Here is a 24642-nt window from a genome sequence, read left to right as displayed (position 1 = left end):
TGAATTCCTTACTGCGCCTGCACACGCAGCTCTGCTGCGCTACGACTACGGTGACCCAACAGGGCTTTAACATCGCTGGACTTCGGTTTAACCAGCGCGAATTTCGCAGAGAACGCCGGCCAGTTCGCCAGGATCTCTTCGCCGCGCGAAGAACCGGTATGCTGCACGTGTTCGGTAATCAAACCGCGCAGGTGTTCTTCGTGGATCGCCAGCGTATCAACGTCCAGCACTTCCACCAGTTCTGGGTTCACGCGTTTGCGGAACTCACCATCTTCATCCAGGACGTATGCAAAACCGCCCGTCATACCTGCGCCAAAGTTCACGCCGGTTTTCCCCAGCACGCAAACAATCCCGCCCGTCATGTATTCACAGCCGTTATCGCCAATGCCTTCCACCACGGTGATAGCACCGGAGTTACGCACCGCAAAACGCTCACCCGCACGGCCCGCGGCAAACAGACGGCCACCGGTCGCGCCGTAAAGACAGGTGTTACCGATGATGCTGGCTTCGTGACTGCGGAAGGCAGAGCCCACCGGAGGACGCACCGCCAGCAGACCACCCGCCATGCCTTTTCCGACGTAGTCGTTAGCATCGCCAGTCAGGTAAAGCTCAACGCCGCCGGCATTCCACACGCCGAAGCTTTGACCCGCCGTACCGCTGAAGTGCGCGGTGATCGGATCCGCTGCCAGCCCCTGATCGCCGTGCGTTTGCGCGATGTAACCAGAGAGCGACGCGCCCACAGAGCGGTCGGTGTTGCGGATATCAAACCAGAACGTTTTGCTCTGCTTCTCATCCACATATGGCTTCGCCTGCTGCAGCAGCTGCGCGTTCAGCACGCCATTGTCGAACGGCGGGTTGTTCTCGGTGCAGTAGACCGCTTTACCCGGATGCGGCTCGGCCGTTTCCAGCAGCTTGCCCAGATCCAGTTTCTGCTGTTTGGCAGTGAAACCGTCCAGCTCTTTCAGCAGGTCGGTACGGCCAATCAGATCCACCAGACGTTTTACACCCAGTTGCGCCATCAGCTCGCGGGTTTCACGGGCGATGAAGTCAAAGTAGTTTGTCACTTTGAACGGCAGGCCGTGATAGTGGTTCTTACGCAGCTTCTCGTCCTGGGTTGCAACGCCGGTCGCACAGTTGTTCAGGTGGCAAATACGCAGGTATTTACAGCCCAGCGCAACCATCGGGCCGGTACCAAAGCCGAAGCTTTCCGCACCCAGAATCGCCGCTTTGATGATGTCGAGGCCGGTTTTCAGACCGCCGTCCACCTGCAGACGGATCTTATGACGCAGACCGTTTGCCACCAGCGCCTGTTGGGTTTCCACCAGGCCCAGCTCCCACGGACAACCCGCGTATTTCACGGAAGAGAGCGGGCTTGCACCAGTACCACCGTCATAACCGGCAATGGTGATGAGATCCGCATAGGCTTTCGCCACACCGGTCGCGATGGTGCCGACGCCCGGTTCGGAAACCAGCTTCACGGAGATCATCGCTTTCGGGTTGACCTGTTTCAGGTCGAAAATCAGCTGCGCCAGATCCTCGATAGAGTAGATATCGTGGTGCGGCGGCGGGGAGATCAGCGTCACGCCCGGTACCGAGTAACGCAGTTTGGCGATGTACGGGGTGACTTTATCACCCGGTAACTGACCGCCTTCGCCCGGTTTTGCCCCCTGAGCGACTTTAATCTGAATGACGTCGGCGTTAACCAGGTACGCAGGCGTTACGCCAAAGCGACCGGATGCCACCTGCTTGATACGGGACACTTTATTGGTGCCGTAGCGGGCAGGATCTTCACCGCCTTCACCGGAGTTAGAGTTACCGCCGATGCTGTTCATCGCTTCGGCCAGCGCCTCGTGGGCTTCCGGGCTTAATGCGCCGATGGACATCGCAGCGGTGTCAAAGCGTTTGAACAGCTCAGACGCAGGTTCTACGTCGTCGATGCTGACCGCTTCATCACCTGGGTTCAGCGCCAGCAGATCGCGCAGCGTGGCTGCCGGGCGGTTGTTCACCAGCTCAGCATACTGCTGATAATCGCTGTACTCGCCGCTCTGGACGGCCTGCTGCAGCGTGCGCACCACGTCCGGGTTGTAGGCGTGATACTCGCCACCGTGAACGTACTTCAGCAGACCACCTTGCTCCAGCGGCTTACGTGCCAGCCAGGCGCGCTTAGACAGGTTCACCAGATCCTGCTGGAAGTCGGCAAAACCGGCGCCGCCGATGCGGCTAACCACGCCCTGGAAGCAGAGGTTTGCCACGTCGTTATGCAGGCCAACCGCTTCAAACAGCTTCGAGCAGCGGTAAGAGGCGATGGTCGAGATGCCCATTTTGGACATGATTTTGTAGAGACCTTTGTTGATGCCGTTACGGTAGTTCAGCATCACGGTACGGTAATCTTTGTCGATCGCGCGGGTGTCCACCAGACGAGCCAGCGTTTCGTAGGCCAGGTATGGATAGATCGCCGTCGCACCAAAGCCTAACAGCACGGCAAAGTGGTGCGGATCGCGTGCGCTTGCGGTTTCAACAATGATGTTGGCGTCGCAGCGCAGGCTCTTATCGACCAGACGCGTCTGGATAGCCCCCACCGCCATTGGCGCAGGCACCGGCAGGCGGTTCTTCGCAATGTTACGGTCAGACAGCACCAGCAGAACGGTGCCGTTACGCACCATCTGTTCCGCTTTGTCACACAGCGCGTTCACCGTCTCTTCGAGGGTCGCTTCGGTCACGTCGAAGGTAATATCGAGCGTGTCTGCACGGTAGTGATCCTCTTTCAGCGTGGTGAGCTGTTTGAAATCGGAGTAAAGCAGGATCGGAGATTTAAAGGTCAGGCGGTGAGCCTGGCCTTCTGCCTCGCAGAAGACGTTCATCTCGCGACCAATGCTTGTTGCCAATGACATGACGTGGGCTTCACGCAGCGGGTCGATTGGCGGGTTGGTCACCTGTGCAAACTGTTGACGGAAGTAGTCATAAATTACACGTGGCTGACTGGAGAGCACGGCAAACGGGGTATCGTCACCCATGGAGCCGACAGCCTCCTGGCCGTTTTCACCAAGCACGCGGATGACGGAATCCAGCTCTTCCGCACTGTAGTTAAACTGCTTCTGGAAGCTTGCCAGCGTATCGTCGTCCAGCTCGCGGCTGCCCACTTCTTCGTCCGGCAGATCTTCGAACGGTACCAGACGGCGCACGTTTTTCTCCATCCACTCTTTATAGGGATGGCGGCTCTTCAGATCGTTGTCTGTTTCAGCGGAGTGCAGAATACGCCCACCGCGGGTATCGATAACCATCAGCTCGCCCGGCCCTACGCGGCCTTTCTCAACCACTTCGTCAGGCTGGTAATCCCAGATACCGACTTCTGAGGCGCAGGTGATGAGCTTGTCTTTGGTGATGACGTAGCGCGCCGGACGCAGACCGTTACGGTCCAGGTTACAGGCGGCAAAACGACCGTCGGACATGACGATGCCCGCCGGGCCATCCCATGGCTCCATGTGCATGGAGTTAAAGTCAAAGAATGCACGCAGCTCCGGATCCATATCCGGATTGTTCTGCCAGGCCGGTGGCACGAGCAGACGCATGGCACGCACGATATCCATGCCGCCTGCCAGCAGCAGCTCCAGCATGTTATCCATGGAGCTGGAGTCAGAGCCGGTTTCGTTAACGAACGGCGCAGCATCATGCAGGTCCGGGATCAGTGGGGTCTGGAACTTATAGGTACGGGCGCGCGCCCACTGGCGGTTACCGGTGATGGTGTTGATCTCGCCGTTGTGCGCCAGATAGCGGAACGGCTGTGCCAGCGGCCAGCGTGGAACGGTGTTGGTGGAGAAGCGCTGGTGGAACAGGCAAATGGCCGATTCCAGACGCAGGTCCGCCAGGTCCAGGTAGAAGCGCGGCAGGTCAGCCGGCATACACAGACCTTTATAGATGTTCACCAGGTTCGAGAGGCTACAGACATAGAACTCTTTGTCGTCCTGGAGACGTTTTTCAATGCGGCGGCGGGCAATAAACAGACGGCGTTCCATATCACGTGGACGCCAGCCCGCAGGCGCATTAACAAAAATCTGTTCAATACGAGGCAGCGAGGAGAGGGCGATTTCACCGAGCACCCCTTCGTTGGTTGGCACATCGCGCCAGCCGACAATAGACAGGGTTTCACGCTGAAGTTCTTCTTCAACGATGCGGCGTGAGGCGGCAGCTTTTTCAGGATCCTGATTCAGGAACAGCATACCGACAGCGTAGTTTTTGGCTAAACGCCAGCCGCGCTCTTCCGCCACGATACGGAAGAAACGATCCGGTTTTTGCAGCAGCAGGCCGCAACCGTCGCCGGTTTTACCATCGGCAAGGATGGCACCACGGTGCTGCATACGGGCCAGTGCGTGAATAGCAGTACGCACTACCTTGTGGCTAGGTTCGCCTTCTATGTGGGCGATCAGGCCGAAACCACAGTTATCCTTCTCAAGGGATTTATCGTACAACATATCAGTGAACCTCCCCAGGCTCGTCGGGCTTCCCACTGAACCGTGGCGCACAGGCACAGAAAGAGCATGGCGACGGGGTTTGCGTTTCATACGCGGACCTCGCATTCGCCCTCTTTTCATCCTTTCGCGCAGGTAAACAAGTTTGAGGACTTGCTTCAGAGGGAATCTCAATTACTGCATAAATATGATGAGCAGGCCGCTCATCCAGAAAGCTTCCAGCGGATTTCCAACTTATCGGGAATTGGTACACAGGTCAAATGGCAATCTTATTTATACAAAAATGTGCTATAGAGAAGATAATGCATTGTATTTAAAAGATATTTAACTATTTTTACAACCACTAAGCGCCCTGCGAAGTCGCAGCGGAGTGTGATCTGACTCACTATATGAAAGCGGTATTATTGATGCAGCGTGCTGAATGCTGGTTTTTTTACAGGATAATAAACTGCTGTGCGGTTTAAACCCGCATAAAGTCACTGTTTTTCAGTGCTGGCGTTATAAATAAAAAAAACAATCAGAACATAAGGAAAAGTAATCACATTTGCCGTGAATGAAATTGCAGTAATCTTGAGTAGTTATTCAAATAGATAAAGGCCAGCCAGGGCGATTGATCCAGGTCATCGCCGATGGTGGCTAAAAATGGCAGGCTTGTCCCCTTTCTTCGGGACGGTCTATCAGATTATGCAGTTACAGAAATTAGTCAATATGTTTGGTGGGGATCTTTTGCAGCGCTACGGGCAAAAGGTTCACAAGCTGACGCTGCATGGCGGTTTTAGCTGCCCGAATCGCGATGGTACGCTCGGGCGCGGCGGCTGCACCTTCTGTAACGTGGCCTCCTTTGCGGACGAGGCGCAGCAGCATAAATCTATCGCGGAACAGCTCGCGCATCAGGCCAGCCTTGTAAACCGGGCAAAGCGGTATCTGGCCTATTTCCAGGCCTACACCAGCACATGGGCGGAAGTACAGGTGCTGCGTTCGATGTATCAGCAGGCGGTCGCTCAGGCGAACATTGTCGGGCTGTGTGTCGGTACGCGTCCGGACTGCGTGCCTGACGCGGTGCTGGATTTACTCAGCGAGTATAAAGAGCAGGGCTATGAGATCTGGCTGGAACTAGGCCTGCAGAGCGCGCATGACAAAACCCTGCACCGTATTAATCGCGGCCATGATTTTGCCTGCTATCAGCGCACCACGCGCCTTGCCCGCGAACGTGGCCTGAAAGTCTGCACGCATCTGATTGTCGGCCTGCCGGGAGAAGGGCAGCAGCATGGCCTGGAGACGCTGGAAAAAGTCATTGAGACAGGCGTGGACGGGATCAAGCTGCACCCGCTGCATATTGTGCAGGGCAGCATTATGGCCAAAGCCTGGCAAGCCGGGCGGTTAAATGGCATCGCACTCGACGAGTATACGGTAACGGCAGGGGAGATGATCCGTCATACGCCGCCCGAGATTGTCTATCACCGTATCTCCGCCAGCGCCCGTCGTCCAACGCTTCTGGCACCGCTGTGGTGTGAGAACCGCTGGACGGGGATGGTGGAGATTGATCGCTATCTGCATGAGCACGGTGTGCAGGGCTCGGCGCTGGGACGGCCGTGGGTTGCTCCGCTACCGGCGGCGACCGCCTAACAGACTCCCCAGCATGCCGCGCACTATCTGATTCGTGACCTGCCGCGCGGCGCTTTTCGCCATTGTCTGCACAACGCCATCGCGCTTGCCGCCGCGCGGCCCGGTACTGCCAAACAAAATGTCTTTCAGCCCGCCCAGAATGCCGTCATCCACCGCGACTGACTGACCCCTGGCGGGTGGGGCGTCCTGCGAGTCGGTGGTGGCCTGTACCCCTTTTTGCAGCATCTCGAAGGCAGATTCGCGATCCACCTCATCTTCGTATTTCCCATAAACCGGGGAGTGGTTAATCAGGCCGTTGCGCTCATCGTCCGTTACCGGCCCCATTCGCGAGCAAGGGGCTATCACCATGGCGCGTTCCACAATTGACGGGCTGCCTTTGGCATCCAGGAAGGAGATCAGCGCTTCACCGGTACCCAGCGCCTGAATCGCCGCTTCGGTATCAAAGGCCGGGTTCGCGCGCATGGTTTGTGCGGCAGCTTTGACGGCTTTCTGATCTTTTGGCGTAAAGGCACGCAGGGCGTGCTGGACGCGATTACCGAGCTGCCCCAGCACGTTATCGGGGATATCCGACGGGTTTTGCGAAACAAACCACACGCCGACGCCTTTGGAGCGGATCAGCCGGATAACCTGCTCGATCTTGTCGAGCAGCACCTGCGGCGCATCGTTGAACAGCAGGTGCGCTTCGTCGAAGAAGAACACCAGCTTCGGCTTCTCAAGGTCGCCCGCCTCCGGTAGCTGTTCGTAAAGTTCAGAGAGCATCCACAGCAGGCTGGCGGCGTAGAGTTTCGGCATCTGATAGAGCTTCTCTGAGCTGAGAATGTTGATGATGCCTTTGCCGTTGCTGTCTGTGCGCATCCAGTCTTTGATATCGAGCATCGGCTCGCCGAAGAAATGTTCTGCACCCTGTTGCTCCAGCGTCAGTAACCCGCGCTGAATGGCCCCCACGGAGGCACTGCTGATGTTGCCGTACTGGTTCTGGAAGGATTTAGCGTTATCGCCGATATATTGGGTTATGGCGCGCAGATCTTTGAAATCGAGCAGCAGCAGCCCCTGATCGTCGGCAATACGGAAGATGATGTTCAACACCCCGGACTGGACATCGTTGAGATTCAGAAGACGGGCCAGCAGCAGCGGGCCAAGATCGGAGACGGTGGCACGTACCGGATGACCTTTCTCACCAAAGATATCCCAGACAACTACCGGGTTGTTGTGCGGCGTCCAGTCATTGACGCCGATATTTTTCAGACGCTCAAGGAGTTTTTCTGAGGGTGCCCCCTCCTGAGCCACACCGGTTAAATCGCCTTTTACATCGGCCATAAAGACCGGCACACCAATCTCAGAGAGCGATTCGGCCAGCTTCTGCAGGGTAACGGTTTTCCCCGTCCCGGTGGCGCCGGTGATCAGGCCGTGACGGTTCGCCATCGCAGGCAGTAAAAACAGCTCTTTCTCCAGCGTCCTGGCAATTAACAATGGTGTACTCATGATACTCATCCTCTCTTAGTCCTGGGTGGAGTATAGGCAACCTGACGGCAAAATGGCGTTAAAAATTCCTTACTTTGCGGCGTATTACCCAGCGCGGACTATGCTTTTGCATACGGTTCACAACAAGTTGAGAATGTATGTCCAGATTCTTTTTTAATAATCGCAAACAACTGGTCAACGATGCTATTGAAGGCATTCTGATTTCTGCTCCGCACGGTAACCTCGTCAAGCTTGATGTTGATCCTGCCATTCGCATTGTGGCCCGCAGCGACTGGGACAAGAGCCGCGTGGCGGTGATCTCCGGTGGCGGTTCCGGCCACGAGCCTGCACACGCCGGGTTTGTCGGAAAAGGTATGTTGACGGCAGCAGTGTGCGGCGATCTTTTCGCCTCGCCGAGCGTGGATGCGGTGCTGAATGCCATTGTGGCGGTGACGGGTGACCGTGGCTGCCTGCTGATCGTTAAAAACTACACCGGTGACCGCCTGAATTTTGGTCTGGCGGCAGAAAAGGCGAAACGCTACGGCCTGAAGGTGGAGATGGTCATTGTGGCAGACGATATTGCGCTGCCGGACAACAAACAGCCGCGCGGCATTGCCGGTACGGCGCTGGTTCATAAGATCGCGGGTTATGCCGCAGAGCACGGAAAATCGCTGAGTGAAGTGCGTAATATTGCGCAACAGGCCTGCGATAACCTCTGGAGCCTGGGTGTTGCGATGCAAACGTGTAATCTGCCGGGAAGCGACGAGGAAGAAGGGCGCATTAAGCAAGGTCATGTCGAGCTGGGTCTGGGCATTCATGGTGAGCCGGGGGCTTCCGTCGTGGATACGCAGAACAGTAAAGCGATTATCGACACGCTGGTGACGCCGCTCAAGGCGAAGGCGGGTGACGGGCGCTTCGCAGTGTTGATCAATAACCTGGGGGGCGTATCAGCGCTTGAGATGGCTCTGCTCACCAAAGAGCTGGCCCACTCGGCACTGAAAGATAACCTGGCGTACCTGATTGGCCCGGCACCGCTGGTGAGCGCCCTCGATATGAAGGGCTTTTCGCTGACGCTGCTGAAGTTAAACGATCTGTTCGAAAAAGCCCTTCATGAAGAGGTTGAGACGCTGGGCTGGCAGAAGCCGGTGGCGTTTGCCCCGCTGCGTACCCTGGAGCATAGTGCGATCCATGACCGCGTGGAGTTTACCCCGTCCGCAAATCCGCAGGTGGGCGAATATGTCTCTGTGGTGACAAAGACGTTGATTCAGCTGGAAAACCGTCTGAACGCGCTGGATGCGAAAGTGGGGGATGGCGATACCGGATCCACCTTTGCGCAAGGGGCGCGGGAGATTGCGCAGCGTCTGGAGGAGAACAACCTTCCTCTTAACGACGTGTCGACATTACTTCTGCTGGTGGGCGAGCGGCTGGCAACGGTGATGGGCGGATCGAGTGGCGTATTAATGTCGATCTTTTTCACGGCAGCCGGACAAAAGCTGCATGACGGACAATCGCTTGCGGATGCATTGCTGAGCGGGCTGGCACAGATGAAGCAGTATGGCGGGGCCGATCTCGGCGATCGCACGCTGATCGATGCGCTACAGCCGGCGCTGGAGACGTTGCAGAAAAACGATCTTCAGGCGGCGGCGCAGGCGGCACAGCAGGGCGCAGAGGCAACGGCCAGAATGGGCAAAGCGGGCGCGGGACGTTCGTCGTATGTGAATAAAGAGAATCTGGATGGGGTAATGGATCCGGGAGCGGTTGCGGTGGCAGAGGTGTTTAAGGCCATGGTAGAAGCAAAACGGTAACAACCGTTACCGTTTTTAGTGTTTGCGCCCTCTCCCGGTGGGAGAGGGGGGTGTCACATTAAAAATCTGCTTTCAACACCACACGGTAACGGGCTTTGCCGTCACGCACGTGCTGGATCGCTTCGTTGATTTTCGACATCGGATAGAGTTCGGTGGTTGGCGATACTTTCGTGCGCCCGGCGAACTTCATCAGTTTGCGCAACTCGAACGGCGTGCCGGTTGCAGAGCCGGACACGCTGCGATCCCCGCCGATCAGGGTAAACGCCGGAACCGGCAGCGGCTTCAGCACGGCACCCACCGTATGGAAGTTACCGCCGTAGGCCAGTGCTTCAAAGTACGGCTGCCAGTCGAGATCGACATTAACGGTGTTGATGATCAGATCGAATTGACCCGCCAGTGCTTTCAGCGCGTCTGGATCCCGGCTGTTCACCACTTTATCCGCCCCCATCGCCAGCACTTCTTGCTCTTTCGCCGGGTTAGAACTGAATGCCGTCACTTCGCAGCCCATCGCGTGCAGCAGTTTGATGGCAATATGACCGAGCCCCCCGATACCAATCACACCCACACGGCTGGTGGCGGTGATATGGTGCATCAGCAGCGGTTTAAAGACGGTAATGCCGCCGCACAGCAGCGGGCCTGCGGATTCGATATCAATGCTGTCCGGCAGCGGAATGACCCACTGCCAGTCGGCGCGCAGTTTATCGGCAAAACCGCCCTTGTTGAGGATGGTTGGAACGGCGCCTTCAAGGCAGTTGATCTGGTTGCCGCTGATACAGGCGTCGCAATGACCGCAGCTGCGTGCCGTCCAGCCAATACCCACGCGCTGGCCCACTTTCAGGCCTTTGTCCTGCGCAGCGCTGCCGAGCGCCACGACGCGGCCAATCACTTCGTGTCCGGCGACCAGTGGATAGCTTGAAAAGCCCCATTCGTTGTCGATCATGGAGAGATCCGAGTGGCAGATCCCGCAGTAATCAACCTGTACTTCGACGTCTTCTGCTTTTAGTTCGCCCGCATCGTACTCGTACAGTTCAAGTTCTGCACCCGCCTGCGGTGCGGCGTAGCTTTTTATCTTCGACATCGTGTTTCCCCCGTTATGGTGTGAACTGAGAGTGTAGAGCATTCAGTTAACCACCGCTTAACAGAAGAGGGCAGCAAAAGTATTTACAGCGTTTTCAGCATCCTGACTTCGCAATCGACGTGGCCGGTGCAGCCCAGCGGTGCATCAATATGCTCAAAGCCCAGATGTTCATACAGGCCGATGGCCTCTTTGAGGAAGGCGGTTGTTTCGAGGTAACAGCGTGTAAAACCCTGATTGCGGGCATAGTCGAGTGCGACCAGCGCCAGTCTCTTCGCCAGGCCTTGTCCGCGAACAGATGGCAGGAAATACATTTTCTGCAGCTCGCAGATATCCGGCTCACTGCAGCTGAGCGGAGCAACGCCGCCGCCGCCCACCACCTGGCCATTCTGCTCAATAACCCAGTAGGCATGGCCCGGCTGGCTGTAAAGCTGGAACAGCTCGTCCAGATTTGGATCAGCAACCGTATAGCCTTTATCAGCCGTCAGGCCATATTCGGCAGAAACCGTACGGATAACGGCGGCGATAGCCGGGTTGTCCTGCACAGCGATCCGACGCATCGTCGTCGCGACGGGGGTAATCACGCTCATAGCATTACTCATTACAAAAATTGACACACAATTGCTGTTAATAGCACCGCAGAAAGGGGAGTGCAAGCGAGGAGTTTTCAGGAAGAATACCCCTTACGCCCTGAAGCGTAAGGGGTAAAAGCATTACAGGGCCGCAATCACCGCCTGCTGCTCAATCAGCTTGGTCTTCGCATCGGCGAAAGCAACCAGGCGTTCACGCTCTTTGGCGATGACCGCTTCCGGCGCGCGGGCGACAAAGCCTTCGTTCGCCAGTTTGCTTTCGATTTTGCCAATTTCCACGTCGACTTTTGCCACTTCTTTCGCCAGGCGTGCCAGCTCTGCGTCTTTGTCGACGAGACCTGCCATTGGGATCAGCAGCTCGGCGCCGTCGATGATTTTCGTCACGGAGACCGGACCTTTGTCATCGGCTGGCAGCACGGTGATGCTTTCCAGACGAGCCATGGTTTTCAGGAAGGTATTGTTCTCGGTGACACGACGAACAGCCGCGTCGCTGCAACCGCGCAGGAGCAGTTCCAGCGGTTTGCCCGGGGCGATGTTCATTTCTGCACGGATGTTACGTACAGCGACGATCGCCTGCTTCAGCCACTCGGTATCCGCTGAGGCAGCTTCATCCACTTTAGCGGCATCAAATTCCGGGAACGGCTGCAGCATGATGGTGTCGGCGTTGATGCCCGCGATCGCTTTCACACGCTGCCAGATGGTTTCGGTGATAAATGGAATGATCGGGTGCGCCAGACGCAGCAGACCTTCCAGCACGGTAATCAGCGTGTTACGCGTACCGCGCAGTTCTGCCTCCGTTCCGCCGTTCATGACCGGCTTCGCCAGCTCCAGGTACCAGTCACAGAACTGGTTCCAGGTGAATTCGTACAGAATGCCCGCCGCGATGTCGAAGCGGTAGCTGTCCAGCGCCTCGCGGAACGCTTTCACCGTCTGGTTGAATTCCGCCAGGATCCAGCGGTCGGCCAGAGAGAGGATCATCTCGCCGCCGTTGAAGCCGCAATCCTGATCTTCAGTGTTCATCAGCACGAAGCGGCTGGCGTTCCACAGTTTGTTACAGAAGTTACGGTAACCTTCCAGACGCTTCATGTCCCAGTTGATGTCGCGACCGGTGGAGGCCAGCGCCGCCAGGGTGAAACGCAGGGCGTCAGTACCGTGAGATTCAATCCCGTTCGGGAACTGTTTCTCGGTGCGCTTGCGGATCTTCTCTGCCAGCTGCGGCTGCATCATGTTGCCGGTGCGTTTTTCCAGCAGCTCTTCCAGGGAGATCCCGTCCACCATATCCAGCGGGTCAATGACGTTGCCCTTGGATTTGGACATCTTCTGGCCTTCATCGTCACGGATAAGACCGGTCATATAGACGGTATGGAACGGAACCTGCGGCTTGCCGTTTTCATCTTTAATGAAGTGCATGGTCATCATGATCATGCGGGCAATCCAGAAGAAGATGATATCGAAGCCAGACACCATCACGCTGGTTGGGTGGAACTGACGCAGCGCGTCGGTGTTCTCTGGCCAGCCGAGGGTGGAGAAGGTCCACAGCGCGGAGGAGAACCAGGTATCCAGCACGTCTTCGTCCTGACGCAGGGCAACGTCTGCGCTCAGGTTGTTTTCCTGACGCACTTCATCTTCGCTGCGGCCAACGTATACGTTGCCTTCGTTGTCGTACCATGCCGGGATACGGTGACCCCACCACAGCTGACGGGAGATACACCAGTCCTGAATATCGCGCATCCAGGAGAAGTACATGTTTTCGTACTGCTTCGGCACGAACTGAATGCTGCCGTTTTCAACCGCTTCAACAGCCGGTTTTGCCAGCACGTCGGCACGCACATACCACTGGTCGGTCAGCATTGGCTCGATAACCACGCCACCACGGTCGCCGTACGGCACGGTCAGATCGTGAGGTTTAATCTCTTCCAGCAGGCCGAGTGCGTCAACGGCAGCCACAATCGCTTTACGCGCGGCAAAGCGTTCCAGCTTCTGGAACTCCGCCGGAATGTCGCTTGAGTAAACGTCGGATTCGTTGCCTTTGGTGTCATACACTTCTGCGCTTTCACGGATGTCACCGTCGAAGGTCAGAATGTTGATCATCGGCAGGGCGTGACGACGACCCACTTCGTAGTCGTTGAAGTCGTGCGCCGGGGTGATTTTCACGCAGCCGGTGCCTTTTTCCATGTCGGCGTGTTCGTCGCCCACTATCGGAATGCGGCGGTTCACCAGCGGCAGCACCACGAATTTGCCAATCAGATCTTTATAACGCGGATCTTCCGGGTTAACGGCCACGCCGGTATCGCCCAGCAGGGTTTCCGGACGGGTGGTCGCCACCACTAAGTAATCTTTACCGTCTGCGGTTTTCGCGCCGTCGGCCAGCGGATAGCGGATGTGCCACATGGAGCCTTTAGACTCGCGGTTTTCCACTTCCAGGTCAGAGATCGCGGTGCGCAGTTTCGGGTCCCAGTTAACCAGGCGTTTGCCACGGTAAATCAGGTCTTCTTTGTACAGACGGACGAACACTTCTTTTACGGCGTTGGAAAGGCCTTCGTCCATGGTGAAACGCTCGCGCTCCCAGTCTACGGAGTTACCGAGACGGCGCATCTGACGGGTAATGGTGCCGCCAGATTCTGCTTTCCACTGCCAGATTTTATCGATAAAGGCGTCGCGACCGTAATCGTGACGGGTTTTACCCTCTTCAGCGGCAATCTTACGCTCAACCACCATCTGGGTCGCGATACCCGCGTGGTCAGTCCCCGCCTGCCACAGGGTGTTTTTGCCCTGCATGCGCTGGTAGCGGATCATGGTATCCATGATGGTCTGCTGGAAGGCATGACCCATATGCAAACTGCCGGTGACGTTCGGCGGCGGGATCATGATGCAGAAGGACTCTTTGCTTTCATCGCCGTTAGGCTTGAAATAGCCCTGCTGTTCCCAGTGCTCGTAAAGCGGCTGTTCGATATCGCGTGGGTTATATGTCTTTTCCATTATTTCCAGGTTGCCGTATTCAGGTTAAAACCAGCCAGGCGGTACGCTTTGTAGCGTTCGCGCGCCAGTTGTTTCAAGGATTCTTCGTAAGGGACAAAGTCTACCACTTCTGTGAAAGCGGTGGCAAAATCTGCAAAATCTATCCGCAGGCTAATCAGAATATCGCGCGCGCTGCTGTTGCGCTTTTGCGGCCAGGCTATCTCGACCGGTGCGCCGCCGCGCGGCCCTTCGCCAGACAGGTTATGCGGTACAAAACTCTCTGGCGGGCGCGCCCACAGCGCTTCGTCAAGACGAATCGCCTGCTGTTCATCTTCACAGGCAATCAGAACCCGCTTACCTGCGCGCCAACGTTCTGCGGCAATTTCACACACCAGCTGTTCTACGGCGCTGAGGCCATCCTGATGGGTGTCATTGTCCAGAAGGTAGAACGTTGCATTCTTCATATATGGGGCTTCTTGTGCTCACTTTAAATACTTAAGCCGGGTGGCGGCTTCGCCTTACCCGGCCTACGGTTTACTGCCGTTTTGACTTACTCGTCGCCATTAAATCCGGCGCGGTTTAGCAGAAACTGCGACAGCAACGCAACCGGACGACCGGTCGCGCCTTTGGTTTTTCCGGAGCGCCATGCGGTGCCGGCAATATCCAGGTGCGCCCAGTTGTACTTGCGGGTGAAGCGTGCCAGGAAGCAGCCCGCGGTGATGGCACCACCAGGACGGCCGCCGATGTTCGCCATGTCCGCAAAGTTAGACTCCAGCTGTTCCTGGTATTCGTCACCCAGTGGCAGACGCCATGCGCGGTCACCGGCTTGTTCGGACGCGCCGATAAGCTCGTGCGCCAGCGGATTGTGGTTCGACATCAGGCCGGTGATGTGGTGGCCCAGCGCGATCACGCAGGCACCGGTCAGGGTGGCCACGTCGATCACCACGTCAGGTTCGAAGCGTTCAACGTAGGTTAATACGTCGCACAGCACCAGACGGCCCTCGGCATCGGTGTTCAGCACCTCAACGGTCTGGCCGGACATGGTGGTCAGGACATCACCCGGACGATAAGCGCGTCCACCCGGCATGTTTTCGCAGCCCGCCAGCACGCCGATAACGTTAATCGGTAACTGAAGTTCAGCCACCATACGCATCACGCCATACACCGCCGCTGCACCACACATGTCGTACTTCATCTCATCCATGCCTTCAGAAGGCTTGATGGAGATACCACCGGAATCGAAGGTCAGGCCTTTGCCGACCAGCACAACAGGACGCGCGTCTTCTGACGGATTGCCCTTGTATTCGATAACCGACATCAGGGATTCGTTCTGCGAGCCGTTGCCCACCGCCAGGTAAGAGTGCATACCCAGCTCTTTCATCTGCTGTTCGCCGATAACGCGGGTGATGACATTCTTGCTGTAGGAGTCAGCCAGCTGGCGCGCCTGAGAGGCCAGATAGGCGGCGTTACAGATATTAGGCGGCATGTTGCCCAGATCTTTTGCGGCTTTAATCCCGGCGGCAATCGCCAGACCGTGCTGGATGGCGCGCTCGCCGCTGGTGAGTTCGCGACGGGTTGGCACGTTAAAGACCATTTTACGCAGCGGACGGCGCGGCTCGCTTTTATTGGTCTTGAGCTGATCGAAGCTGTACAGGCTCTCTTTTGCGGTTTCGACAGCCTGGCGCACTTTCCAGTAGGTGTTACGACCTTTGACGTGCAGTTCGGTCAGGAAGCAAACGGCTTCCATTGAGCCGGTGTCATTCAGGGTATTAATTGTTTTCTGAATCACCTGCTTATACTGACGTTCATCCAGCTCGCGCTCTTTACCGCAGCCAATCAGCAGAATACGTTCGGACAGCACGTTCGGAACATGGTGCAGTAACAGCGTCTGCCCAGGTTTGCCTTCCAGTTCGCCACGGCGCAGCAGGGCGCTAATGTAGCCGTCACTGATTTTATCGAGTTGCTCGGCGATCGGGGAGAGTCGGCGTGGTTCAAAGACGCCCACAACGATGCAGGCACTCCGCTGTTTCTCCGGGCTACCGCTTTTTACACTGAACTCCATGCACTACGCTCCTGAATCTTAAAGACAACAGCGGCTGCTACGGATAGAATTGAAACCTTTCGTAACTCAAGTCCGCTGTTGTGGTGACTTCGTGTTAATCTTACGTTATTACGGTTTCGACACGTCAGAAAAAGTCCTGAAGCGTGAATCCGCCGGGTGTTTTAATCTTAGCGATGATTTCGACGACTCAAGAGAATAAATGACGTTTAAGCCATGAAACAAGCGATTTTCCAGCAAAGAGACGGGTTTTTACGGGCGTATTTAAAGTGATAATCATAAGATATCTGGTGCGGGAGACGCTCAAAAGCCAACTGGCGATCCTCTTCATCCTGCTGCTGATTTTTTTCTGTCAGAAGCTGGTCAAGATCCTCGGTGCGGCCGTTGACGGCGAAATTCCAACGAATCTGGTGCTTTCCCTGCTTGGTTTAGGGATCCCGGAAATGGCGCAGCTTATTCTGCCGCTAAGTCTTTTCCTCGGTCTGCTCATGACGCTCGGTAAGCTTTATACCGAGAGTGAAATCACGGTGATGCATGCCTGTGGCTTGAGCAAAGCTGTTCTGGTGAAAGCCGCCATGATACTGGCGTTGTTCACGGGTATCGTCGCCGCGGTGAATGTGATGTGGGCGGGCCCAATGTCCTCTCGTCATCAGGATGAAGTGCTGGCTGAAGCAAAAGCGAACCCCGGTATGGCGGCATTAGCGCAGGGGCAGTTCCAGCAGGCGACCGACGGAAACTCAGTGCTGTTTATTGAGAGCGTCGACGGCAGTAAATTCAACGACGTCTTCCTGGCGCAGCTGCGGACCAAAGGAAACGCCCGTCCATCGGTGGTGGTGGCAGACTCCGGTCAGCTTGCGCAGCGCAAAGATGGTTCCCAGGTCGTGACGCTGAATAAAGGCACCCGCTTTGAAGGCACCGCGATGCTTCGTGACTTCCGTATTACGGATTTCCAGAACTATCAGGCCATTATTGGTCATCAGGCGGTGGCGCTCGATCCAACGGATACCGAGCAAATGGATATGCGTACGCTGTGGAACACCGATACCGACAGAGCGCGCGCGGAGTTCCACTGGCGTATTACGCTCGTCTTCACCGTGTTTATGATGGCATTGATTGTCGTGCCGCTGAGCGTGGTGAACCCGCGTCAGGGGCGCGTGCTCTCGATGCTGCCGGCGATGCTGCTGTACCTGATCTACTTCCTGCTGCAAACCTCGATTCGTTCTAACGGCGCGAAGGGTAAGCTGGACCCGATGGTCTGGACGTGGTTCGTCAACAGCCTGTACATCTTACTGGCGCTGGGATTAAACCTGTGGGATACGGTGCCAGTGCGCCGCATACGTGCCCGATTTTCGCGTAAAGGAGCCATCTAATGCAGGCGTTTGGCGTTCTTGATCGCTATATCGGTAAAACCATTTTCACCACCATCATGATGACGTTGTTCATGCTGGTGTCGCTCTCCGGCATTATCAAATTTGTCGATCAGCTGAAAAAAGCCGGGCAAGGGAGCTACGACGCGCTGGGTGCAGGGATGTATACCCTGCTCAGCGTGCCAAAAGATGTGCAGATCTTCTTCCCGATGGCGGCCCTGCTGGGCGCGCTGCTGGGGCTGGGGATGCTGGCACAGCGCAGCGAACTGGTTGTGATGCAGGCATCGGGCTTTACCCGTTTGCAGGTGGCGCTGTCGGTCATGAAAACCGCGATCCCACTGGTGCTGTTGACCATGGCGATTGGCGAGTGGGTGGCACCGCAGGGCGAACAGATGGCGCGTAACTATCGTGCCCAGGCGATGTACGGCGGTTCACTGCTCTCTACACAGCAAGGGTTATGGGCGAAAGATGGCCAGAACTTCGTCTATATCGAACGCGTGAAAGGGGATGATGAGCTGGGCGGCGTGAGTATTTACGCCTTCAATGATGAGCGTCGTTTACAGTCTGTACGTCACGCATCGTCAGCGAAGTTTGACCCCGAACACAAGCAGTGGCGGTTATCCCAGGTTGACGAGTCTGACCTGACGAACCCGAAACAAATCACCGGCTCTCAGACGGTGTCCGGGACGTGGAAAACCAACCTCACGCCGGACAAACTCGGGGTGGTGGCGCTGGATCCGGACGCGCTCTCCATCAGCGGGTTGCACAACTACGTCAAATACCTGAAGTCGAGCGGGCAGGATGCCGGGCGTTATCAGCTCAATATGTGGAGCAAAATCTTCCAGCCGATGTCCGTGGCGGTGATGATGCTGATGGCCCTGTCGTTTATCTTTGGCCCGCTGCGTAGCGTACCGATGGGTGTTCGCGTGGTCACCGGGATCAGCTTCGGCTTTGTATTCTACGTCCTCGATCAGATCTTTGGCCCGCTGACGCTGGTTTACGGCATTCCGCCAATTATTGGTGCGCTGCTGCCGAGCGCCAGCTTCCTGCTGATCAGCCTCTGGCTGCTGCTGAAACGCTCCTGATTCTCCTCTCCTCGCTTCCGGTTAGCCGGAAGCGAGGCTAATCTCCTGTTTCACCCCGCACTTTTTCTCACAACCTTCAACGTCCCGCCGCGAATTTGAGTATTATTGAGCGATAAAGTCGTGAAGGGATCCTCTATGAAGCAAATTCGAATGCTTGCCCAGTACTACGTCGACCTGATGATGAAGCTCGGGCTGGTGCGTTTCTCCATGCTGCTGGCGCTGGCGCTGGTTGTTCTGGCCATTGTCGTGCAAATGGCCGTGACCATGGTGTTGCATGGTCAGGTCGAGAGTATCGACGTCATCCGCTCTATCTTCTTCGGTTTGCTGATCACCCCCTGGGCGGTCTATTTTCTTTCCGTCGTCGTGGAACAGCTGGAGGAGTCCCGTCAGCGCCTGTCAAAACTGGTTGATAAGCTGGAAGAGATGCGCGAGCGCGATTTAAAGCTCAACGTCCAGCTGAAAGACAACATTGCCCAGCTTAACCAGGAGATTTCAGATCGTGAGAAGGCGGAAGCCGAGCGTCAGGCGACGCTTGAGCAGCTGAAAATCGAAATGAAAGAGCGTGAGGTGACGCAGATCCAGCTTGAGCAGCAATCCTCTTTCCTGCGTTCATTCCTTGATGCTTCTCCGGATCTGGTTTTCTACCGCAACGAAGACAAAGAGTTCTCCGGCTGTAACCGGGCGATGGAGCTGCTGACCGGCAAAAGCGAAAAGCAGCTGATCCACCTGAAACCCCAGGATGTGTACTCAGAAGAGGCGGCCGCCAAGGTCATGGAGACGGACGAAAAAGTCTTCCGCCACAATGTCTCGCTGACCTATGAACAGTGGCTGGATTACCCGGACGGGCGTAAAGCCTGCTTTGAGATCCGTAAAGTGCCGTACTACGACCGCGTCGGGAAACGCCACGGCCTGATGGGCTTTGGCCGCGATATCACCGAGCGTAAGCGTTATCAGGATGCCCTTGAGCGCGCCAGCCGCGATAAGACGACCTTCATCTCCACCATAAGCCATGAACTGCGTACCCCGTTGAACGGCATCGTCGGCTTAAGTCGTATTCTGCTGGACACCGACCTGACGGCGGAACAGGAAAAATACCTCAAAACGATCCATGTCTCGGCGGTCACGCTGGGGAATATCTTCAACGATATTATTGACATGGATAAGATGGAGCGCCGTAAAGTCCAGCTTGATAACCAGCCGGTTGATTTCACCAGCTTCCTTGCCGATCTGGAAAACCTGTCCGGCCTGCAGGCGCAGCAGAAGGGGCTGAGCTTTGTCATGGAGCCAACCCTGCCGCTGCCGCACAAAGTGGTCACGGACGGCACGCGTCTGCGCCAAATCCTCTGGAACCTGATCAGTAACGCGGTGAAATTTACCCAGCAGGGGCAGGTGGCGGTGCGTATCCGCTATGACGAAGGAGACATGCTGCACTTTGAGGTGGAAGACTCAGGCATTGGCATTCCGCAGGAAGAGCAGGACAAAATCTTTGCCATGTATTATCAGGTGAAGGACAGCAACGGTGGTAAGCCTGCTACCGGCACGGGCATTGGCCTTGCGGTATCGAAACGGCTCGCGAAGAGCATGGGCGGTGATATCACCGTGGCCAGCCAGGCGGGCAAAGGCTCTACCTTTACGCTGACGGTGCATGCCCCGGCGGTGGCAGAAGAGGTTGAGGATACCTTTGAACAAGACGATATGCCGCTCCCGGCGCTGCATGTTCTGCTGGTCGAAGACATCGAGCTGAACGTGATTGTGGCGCGCTCGGTGCTGGAAAAACTGGGTAACAGCGTGGACGTGGCGATGACCGGTAAAGCCGCGCTGGAGATGTTTAAACCGGGCGAATATGACCTCGTCCTGCTGGATATTCAACTGCCGGACATGACCGGGCTGGATATCTCCCGTGCGCTGACAACGCAGTATGCCGCTGATGAACTGCCGCCGCTGGTCGCGCTGACGGCCAACGTCCTGAAAGATAAAAAAGAGTACCTCGATGCCGGTATGGATGATGTGCTCAGCAAGCCGCTGGCGGTGCCTGCTCTGACCGCCATGATCAAGAAGTTCTGGGATACCCATGATGAAGAGGAGAGCACCATGACGTCTGTTGATAGCGCGAAGGCCCAAACGATTCTGGATACTGCGATGCTGGAGCAGTACATCGACCTGGTTGGCCCAAAACTGATTACCGATGGTCTGGCCGTGTTCGAAAAAATGATGCCAGGCTACCTGAGCGTGCTGGAGTCCAACCTGACCGCACGCGATCAGAAAGGCATTGTGGAAGAAGGGCATAAGATCAAAGGCGCTGCTGGCTCTGTCGGGTTACGCCACTTACAGCAGTTGGGACAACAGATTCAGTCACCTGATTTACCGGCATGGGAAGATAACGTGGGTGATTGGGTCGAGGAGATGAAACAAGAGTGGCAGAACGATGTGGCGGTGCTAAAAGCCTGGGTGGATGCCAGAAAAAAATGACCCCGGCTTAACCGGGGTGCGCGAATACTGCGCCAACACCAGGGAAATCGTGGCTGCGCCTGATTTTTCGTGTTGTTTTCGCATGGGCGCCGCCTGAAAATTTAGGCCGCACGCAGATAAGATAGCAAATCTTAAATGGTTTGTTACATGAATCAGTGAAATGTGTGAAGCATAGCGTTTTAATCAAAATTAATTATGTGCTTCAGCAAGTTGCAAAGAAGGAACGTCAGGATGAAAAAGGTTGGTGTCGTACTGAGCGGATGCGGTGTTTACGATGGTTCAGAAATTCATGAAGCCGTCATCACGCTGCTGGCCCTGGCAAGGCAGGGGGCGGAAGCGATCTGTTTCGCGCCAGACAAAAAGCAGGCAGATGTGATTAATCATCTGACCGGAGAGGCCATGGCGGAAACCCGTAACGTACTGATTGAAGCGGCGCGTATTGCGCGTGGCGATGTCCACCCCCTTATTCAGGCGGACGCCGCTGAGCTCGATGCGTTAATCGTGCCGGGCGGGTTTGGGGCGGCCAAAAATCTCAGTACCTTTGCTTCAGAAGGGGCGGCGTGTCAGATCGATCCCCATTTAAAAGTGCTGTCGCAAGCAATGCATGCGGCAGGTAAACCGCAGGGCTTTATCTGTATCGCGCCGGCAATGCTGCCTAAAATTTTTGATTTCCCGCTGCGGCTGACAATCGGCACCGATATTGATACCGCAGAAATCATCGAGGAGATGGGCGGCGAGCACGTACCTTGTCCGGTGGATGACATTGTGGTGGATGAAGACAACAAGGTCGTTACCACACCTGCCTGGATGCTGGCGCAGAATATTGCCGAGGCCGCTGCAGGCATCGAAAAACTGGTGGCCAGAGTGCTGGTGTTGACTGAATGAGTCGTAAATTCGGCGCAGGCGCGTGGGTGAAACGCGCCCTGTTGCGCATCGTTCTCGTGCTCGCGGTATTCTGGGGCGGCGGACTCGCCTTATTCAGCATTATGCCGGTCCCGTTTTCGGCCGTGATGGTCGAGCGTCAGCTTGGGGCATGGCTCAGCGGTGATTTCAGCTATGTGGCCCACTCGGACTGGGTGAGTATGGATGAGATCTCACCTTTTATGGGGCTGGCGGTCATTGCGGCAGAGGATCAGAAATTCCCGGAACACTGGGGGTTTGACGTGGCGGCAATCGAGAAAGCGCTGGCGCACAATGAACGCCACGAAAACCGCGTCCGTGGGGCATCGACATTATCGCAGCAAACCGCAAAGAATCTGTTCCTGTGGGACGGTCGCAGCTGGGTACGAAAAGGGCTGGAAGCGGGGTTGACGCTGGGGATGGAAACGGTCTGGAGCAAAAAACGCATTCTGACCGTCTATCTCAATATTGCTGAGTTTGGCGATGGCGTGTTTGGTGTGGAGGCCGCCGCGCAGCGCTATTTCAATAAACCGGCCAGCCGACTGAGTATGTCCGAAGCGGCGCTCCTGGCTGCCGTCTTGCCTAATCCCATCCGCTTTAAGGCCAGTGCCCCTTCAGGGTACGTGCGAAGCCGTCAGGCGTGGATCATGCGCCAGATGCGTCAGTTAGGCGGGGAAGGGTTTATGCAACGTAATAAGCTGATGTAGCGGGTAAGCACAACGCCACCCGCCAGCGGGGCTGAAATTAATCCTCGTCAAACCCGGCGTTAAACAGCGCAATCACCGCCGCCAGCGCTTCCTCTTCCTGTGGGCCGGTGGCTTCGACTTCAATCTGGCGACCTTTGGCGGAGTCCAGCATCAGCAGCGCAATGACGCTGTTTGCTTCCGCTTCGGTCCCTTCATCATTTCGCAGCAGAACTTCCGCATCGAAACCCTGCATCAGTTCAAACAGCTTCATCGCCGGGCGTGCGTGCATGCCCAGCTTATTGGTGATCTCAACGGTTTGTTTTACGGTCATGTTTTACGTTTTTCCAGCGTGCGATGACGGGACTGAACGTTCTTTCCGCGTGAACGGAAATAGTCGGCCAGCTGTTCGGCGATATAGACCGAACGATGTTTACCGCCGGTACAGCCAATCGCCACCGTCAGATAGCTACGATTGTTTGTCTCCAGCATAGGTAACCATAGCTCAAGGTAGCTTCGCGTCTGGTAGATAAAATTGTGAACTTCTGTGTGCCTGTCGAGGAACGCCGCGACGGGTTTATCCAGACCGGTCATTGGACGCAGTTTCGGATCCCAGTGCGGGTTTGGCAGGAAGCGCACGTCGAAAACATAATCCGCATCGATAGGAATGCCGTGCTTAAAGCCGAATGACTCAAACACCATTGTCAGTTCACGCTCGCGTTTGCCCAGTAAACGGGTACGTAGCATTTCTGCCAGTTCGTGAACGGACATTTCGGAGGTGTCGACAATCAAATCGGCACGTGAGCGCAGGGGCTCCAGCAGGTCGCTCTCTTCGTCGATTGCGCTCTCCAGAGAGAGGTTCTTGCTGGAAAGCGGGTGCAAACGACGGGTATCGCTGTAGCGACGGATCAGCGTGTTGCGGTCCGCATCAAGGAACAACAGCTGAGGTGAAAAGGTGTCCGGCAGGTTGCTCATCGCCTGTTCAAAGATTTCTGGCGATTCAGGCATGTTACGGACGTCGATGCTGACGGCGGCAGAGATTTGTCTGTCTGCAAGGGTGCGTGCCAGCTCGGGCAGCAGTACCACCGGCAGGTTATCTACGCAGTAAAAACCCATGTCTTCCAGCGCGCGCAGGGCGACGGATTTCCCCGACCCTGAACGGCCACTGACAATCATCAGCACCATGTTCCGTTTCTCCTCAGGATAACAGATGTGAAGGCCATCTCCTGGTTATGCCTCATCCTGACTGCCTTCTGCTTCAGTGATAATTTCATAAAGCTCTTCATCACTTTGCGCTGAGCGCAGTCGACGGCAGATGGTTTTATCGGCCAGGCGTTTAGCGACCAGTGAAAGCGTATGCAGATGGGTTTTCGTCTGATCGGCAGGAACCAGCAGCGCGAAGAGGAGATCAACGGGCTGGTTATCGATGGCATCAAAGGCAATAGGCGTTTCCAGTTGCACAAACACACCGACGGCACGCAGGGTGTCCTCTTCCAGTTTGCCATGCGGGATCGCAATGCCGTTGCCGATACCGGTACTGCCCATTTTTTCACGGGTCAGGATGGCTTCGAATACGACCTGCGGTGGCAGGCCCAGCTGTTTTGCGGCCAGTTCACTGATAATCTCCAGCGCACGTTTTTTGCTCTGGCAGTGAACGCCACTGCGGGTACATTCCTGGTTAAGGACATTGCTCAATTGAAGAGCGGAATCGTTGTTCATCATAATTTCACCTAAGCGCTAACTGTACAAATGGCCTGTTGTGCTCCACAACAGGCCTTCCTGCACCCGTTAACTGCCCGGACAATTAGTGTTGTTTCAGTTTATCTTTATGTTTATTGAGCTGTCTTGCAAGCTTATCAATCAAGCCGTCGATAGCAGCGTACATGTCTTGCCCTTCCGCACTGGCGTGGAGTTCGCCCCCATTGACATGCAGGGTTGCATCCGAGATATGAGTCACTTTCTCCACTTTCAACACAATATAGACCTGATTGATCCTTTCGAAATACTGCTCGAGTTTTGCGAATTTCGTGTTCACAAAGTCGCGTAAAGCTTCAGTAATTTCGACGTTTTGTCCAGTGATGTTGAGCTGCATAGTGTC

The 24642-nt window shown here is 56.0% G+C and carries 18 protein-coding genes; 7 read left to right on the top strand and 11 right to left on the bottom strand.

Going from position 1 to position 24642, the window contains the following annotated elements; all coding sequences use genetic code 11:
- Positions 1-8: 8 nt before the first annotated feature.
- A complete protein-coding gene (gene gltB / locus ACOTX3_RS03315; protein ID WP_013098958.1) occupies positions 9-4469 on the bottom strand; it encodes a glutamate synthase large subunit in 4461 nt (1486 codons plus the stop codon).
- Between the two features lie 681 nt (positions 4470-5150).
- On the opposite strand from gltB, the gene ACOTX3_RS03310 reads away from it, so the two are divergent.
- On the top strand, positions 5151-6092 hold the full coding sequence (locus ACOTX3_RS03310; RefSeq protein WP_100245148.1) for a TIGR01212 family radical SAM protein: 942 nt from the start codon (positions 5151-5153) through the stop codon (positions 6090-6092).
- Here ACOTX3_RS03310 and ACOTX3_RS03305 read toward each other — a convergent pair.
- Positions 6072-7574, bottom strand: coding sequence for a helicase HerA-like C-terminal domain-containing protein (locus tag ACOTX3_RS03305; RefSeq protein WP_013098956.1), 1503 nt, complete (start codon positions 7572-7574; stop codon positions 6072-6074). The two genes, ACOTX3_RS03310 and ACOTX3_RS03305, sit on opposite strands and share 21 nt — an antisense overlap.
- 137 nt (positions 7575-7711) lie before the next feature.
- Between ACOTX3_RS03305 and ACOTX3_RS03300 the strand changes: the two genes are divergently transcribed.
- The gene (locus tag ACOTX3_RS03300) at positions 7712-9358 is read left to right on the top strand and encodes a dihydroxyacetone kinase subunit DhaK (protein ID WP_040021918.1); all 1647 of its coding nucleotides are present in this window, start codon (positions 7712-7714) and stop codon (positions 9356-9358) included.
- Between the two features lie 58 nt (positions 9359-9416).
- Here ACOTX3_RS03300 and ahr read toward each other — a convergent pair whose 3' ends face one another.
- The 5 genes from ahr to pepA form a co-directional block, all read right to left on the bottom strand.
- The gene (gene ahr / locus ACOTX3_RS03295; protein ID WP_013098954.1) at positions 9417-10436 is read right to left on the bottom strand and encodes an NADPH-dependent aldehyde reductase Ahr; all 1020 of its coding nucleotides are present in this window, start codon (positions 10434-10436) and stop codon (positions 9417-9419) included.
- Between the two features lie 83 nt (positions 10437-10519).
- Positions 10520-11023, bottom strand: coding sequence for a GNAT family N-acetyltransferase (locus ACOTX3_RS03290; protein WP_013098953.1), 504 nt, complete (start codon positions 11021-11023; stop codon positions 10520-10522).
- Positions 11024-11146: 123 nt separating this feature from the next.
- Complete coding sequence (locus tag ACOTX3_RS03285) at positions 11147-14002, bottom strand: valine--tRNA ligase (protein ID WP_013098952.1); 2856 nt, start codon at positions 14000-14002, stop codon at positions 11147-11149.
- On the bottom strand, positions 14002-14445 hold the full coding sequence (gene holC, locus ACOTX3_RS03280; protein ID WP_008502815.1) for a DNA polymerase III subunit chi: 444 nt from the start codon (positions 14443-14445) through the stop codon (positions 14002-14004). Before holC ends, ACOTX3_RS03285 begins: the two co-directional genes overlap by 1 nt.
- A gap of 86 nt (positions 14446-14531) precedes the next feature.
- Entirely contained in the window at positions 14532-16043 is a 1512-nt protein-coding gene (gene pepA / locus ACOTX3_RS03275; protein WP_058679448.1) for a leucyl aminopeptidase, read from the bottom strand.
- Between the two features lie 266 nt (positions 16044-16309).
- Here pepA and lptF point away from each other — a divergent pair, with 266 nt between their 5' ends.
- The 5 genes from lptF to mtgA all read left to right on the top strand — a co-directional run bounded on the left by lptF (position 16310) and on the right by mtgA (position 22568).
- A complete protein-coding gene (gene lptF / locus ACOTX3_RS03270; RefSeq protein ID WP_029883394.1) occupies positions 16310-17410 on the top strand; it encodes an LPS export ABC transporter permease LptF in 1101 nt (366 codons plus the stop codon).
- Entirely contained in the window at positions 17410-18492 is a 1083-nt protein-coding gene (gene lptG / locus ACOTX3_RS03265) for an LPS export ABC transporter permease LptG (protein WP_013098949.1), read from the top strand. Before lptF ends, lptG begins: the two co-directional genes overlap by 1 nt.
- 135 nt (positions 18493-18627) lie before the next feature.
- Positions 18628-20961, top strand: coding sequence for an aerobic respiration two-component sensor histidine kinase ArcB (arcB, locus tag ACOTX3_RS03260; RefSeq protein ID WP_013098948.1), 2334 nt, complete (start codon positions 18628-18630; stop codon positions 20959-20961).
- 231 nt (positions 20962-21192) lie between these two features.
- The gene (elbB, locus tag ACOTX3_RS03255; RefSeq protein ID WP_013098947.1) at positions 21193-21846 is read left to right on the top strand and encodes an isoprenoid biosynthesis glyoxalase ElbB; all 654 of its coding nucleotides are present in this window, start codon (positions 21193-21195) and stop codon (positions 21844-21846) included.
- Positions 21843-22568 carry a monofunctional biosynthetic peptidoglycan transglycosylase gene (mtgA, locus tag ACOTX3_RS03250; protein ID WP_020687356.1) on the top strand — a complete coding sequence of 242 codons (726 nt, stop codon included), beginning with the start codon at positions 21843-21845 and terminating at the stop codon, positions 22566-22568. The genes elbB and mtgA overlap by 4 nt, the downstream gene beginning before the upstream one ends.
- A 37-nt stretch (positions 22569-22605) precedes the next feature.
- Here the strand turns inward: mtgA and npr are convergent, their stop codons facing one another.
- From npr to hpf, 4 genes are all read right to left on the bottom strand, one after another.
- The gene (npr, locus tag ACOTX3_RS03245) at positions 22606-22878 is read right to left on the bottom strand and encodes a PTS phosphocarrier protein NPr (RefSeq protein WP_003861872.1); all 273 of its coding nucleotides are present in this window, start codon (positions 22876-22878) and stop codon (positions 22606-22608) included.
- Positions 22875-23729, bottom strand: a complete 855-nt coding sequence (rapZ, locus tag ACOTX3_RS03240; RefSeq protein ID WP_013098945.1) for an RNase adapter RapZ — start codon at positions 23727-23729, stop codon at positions 22875-22877. The genes npr and rapZ overlap by 4 nt, the downstream gene beginning before the upstream one ends.
- A gap of 45 nt (positions 23730-23774) precedes the next feature.
- Positions 23775-24266: a PTS IIA-like nitrogen regulatory protein PtsN gene (ptsN, locus tag ACOTX3_RS03235; RefSeq protein WP_013098944.1), complete on the bottom strand. Its 492-nt coding sequence runs from the start codon at positions 24264-24266 to the stop codon at positions 23775-23777.
- An 82-nt stretch (positions 24267-24348) separates the two neighbouring features.
- Entirely contained in the window at positions 24349-24636 is a 288-nt protein-coding gene (gene hpf / locus ACOTX3_RS03230; protein ID WP_013098943.1) for a ribosome hibernation promoting factor, read from the bottom strand.
- Positions 24637-24642: the final 6 nt, after the last annotated feature.

It is taken from the genome of Enterobacter cloacae complex sp. IR5384 (genome assembly GCF_049237265.1).
GTDB lineage: Bacteria > Pseudomonadota > Gammaproteobacteria > Enterobacterales > Enterobacteriaceae > Enterobacter > Enterobacter cloacae.
Note: the sequence above shows the minus strand (reverse complement) of the source record. Positions and strands in the feature narration are given on the sequence as shown.

Bases quoted from the DNA above. Each gene is read 5' to 3' on its own strand.
- gltB (WP_013098958.1), bottom strand. From the start codon at position 4,469: ATGTTGTACGATAAATCCCTTGAGAAGGATAACTGTGGTTTCGGCCTG.
- ACOTX3_RS03310 (WP_100245148.1), top strand. From the start codon at position 5,151: ATGCAGTTACAGAAATTAGTCAATATGTTTGGTGGGGATCTTTTGCAG.
- ACOTX3_RS03305 (WP_013098956.1), bottom strand. From the start codon at position 7,574: ATGAGTACACCATTGTTAATTGCCAGGACGCTGGAGAAAGAGCTGTTT.
- ACOTX3_RS03300 (WP_040021918.1), top strand. From the start codon at position 7,712: ATGTCCAGATTCTTTTTTAATAATCGCAAACAACTGGTCAACGATGCT.
- ahr (WP_013098954.1), bottom strand. From the start codon at position 10,436: ATGTCGAAGATAAAAAGCTACGCCGCACCGCAGGCGGGTGCAGAACTT.
- ACOTX3_RS03290 (WP_013098953.1), bottom strand. From the start codon at position 11,023: ATGAGCGTGATTACCCCCGTCGCGACGACGATGCGTCGGATCGCTGTG.
- ACOTX3_RS03285 (WP_013098952.1), bottom strand. From the start codon at position 14,002: ATGGAAAAGACATATAACCCACGCGATATCGAACAGCCGCTTTACGAG.
- holC (WP_008502815.1), bottom strand. From the start codon at position 14,445: ATGAAGAATGCAACGTTCTACCTTCTGGACAATGACACCCATCAGGAT.
- pepA (WP_058679448.1), bottom strand. From the start codon at position 16,043: ATGGAGTTCAGTGTAAAAAGCGGTAGCCCGGAGAAACAGCGGAGTGCC.
- lptG (WP_013098949.1), top strand. From the start codon at position 17,410: ATGCAGGCGTTTGGCGTTCTTGATCGCTATATCGGTAAAACCATTTTC.
- arcB (WP_013098948.1), top strand. From the start codon at position 18,628: ATGAAGCAAATTCGAATGCTTGCCCAGTACTACGTCGACCTGATGATG.
- elbB (WP_013098947.1), top strand. From the start codon at position 21,193: ATGAAAAAGGTTGGTGTCGTACTGAGCGGATGCGGTGTTTACGATGGT.
- mtgA (WP_020687356.1), top strand. From the start codon at position 21,843: ATGAGTCGTAAATTCGGCGCAGGCGCGTGGGTGAAACGCGCCCTGTTG.
- npr (WP_003861872.1), bottom strand. From the start codon at position 22,878: ATGACCGTAAAACAAACCGTTGAGATCACCAATAAGCTGGGCATGCAC.
- rapZ (WP_013098945.1), bottom strand. From the start codon at position 23,729: ATGGTGCTGATGATTGTCAGTGGCCGTTCAGGGTCGGGGAAATCCGTC.
- ptsN (WP_013098944.1), bottom strand. From the start codon at position 24,266: ATGATGAACAACGATTCCGCTCTTCAATTGAGCAATGTCCTTAACCAG.
- hpf (WP_013098943.1), bottom strand. From the start codon at position 24,636: ATGCAGCTCAACATCACTGGACAAAACGTCGAAATTACTGAAGCTTTA.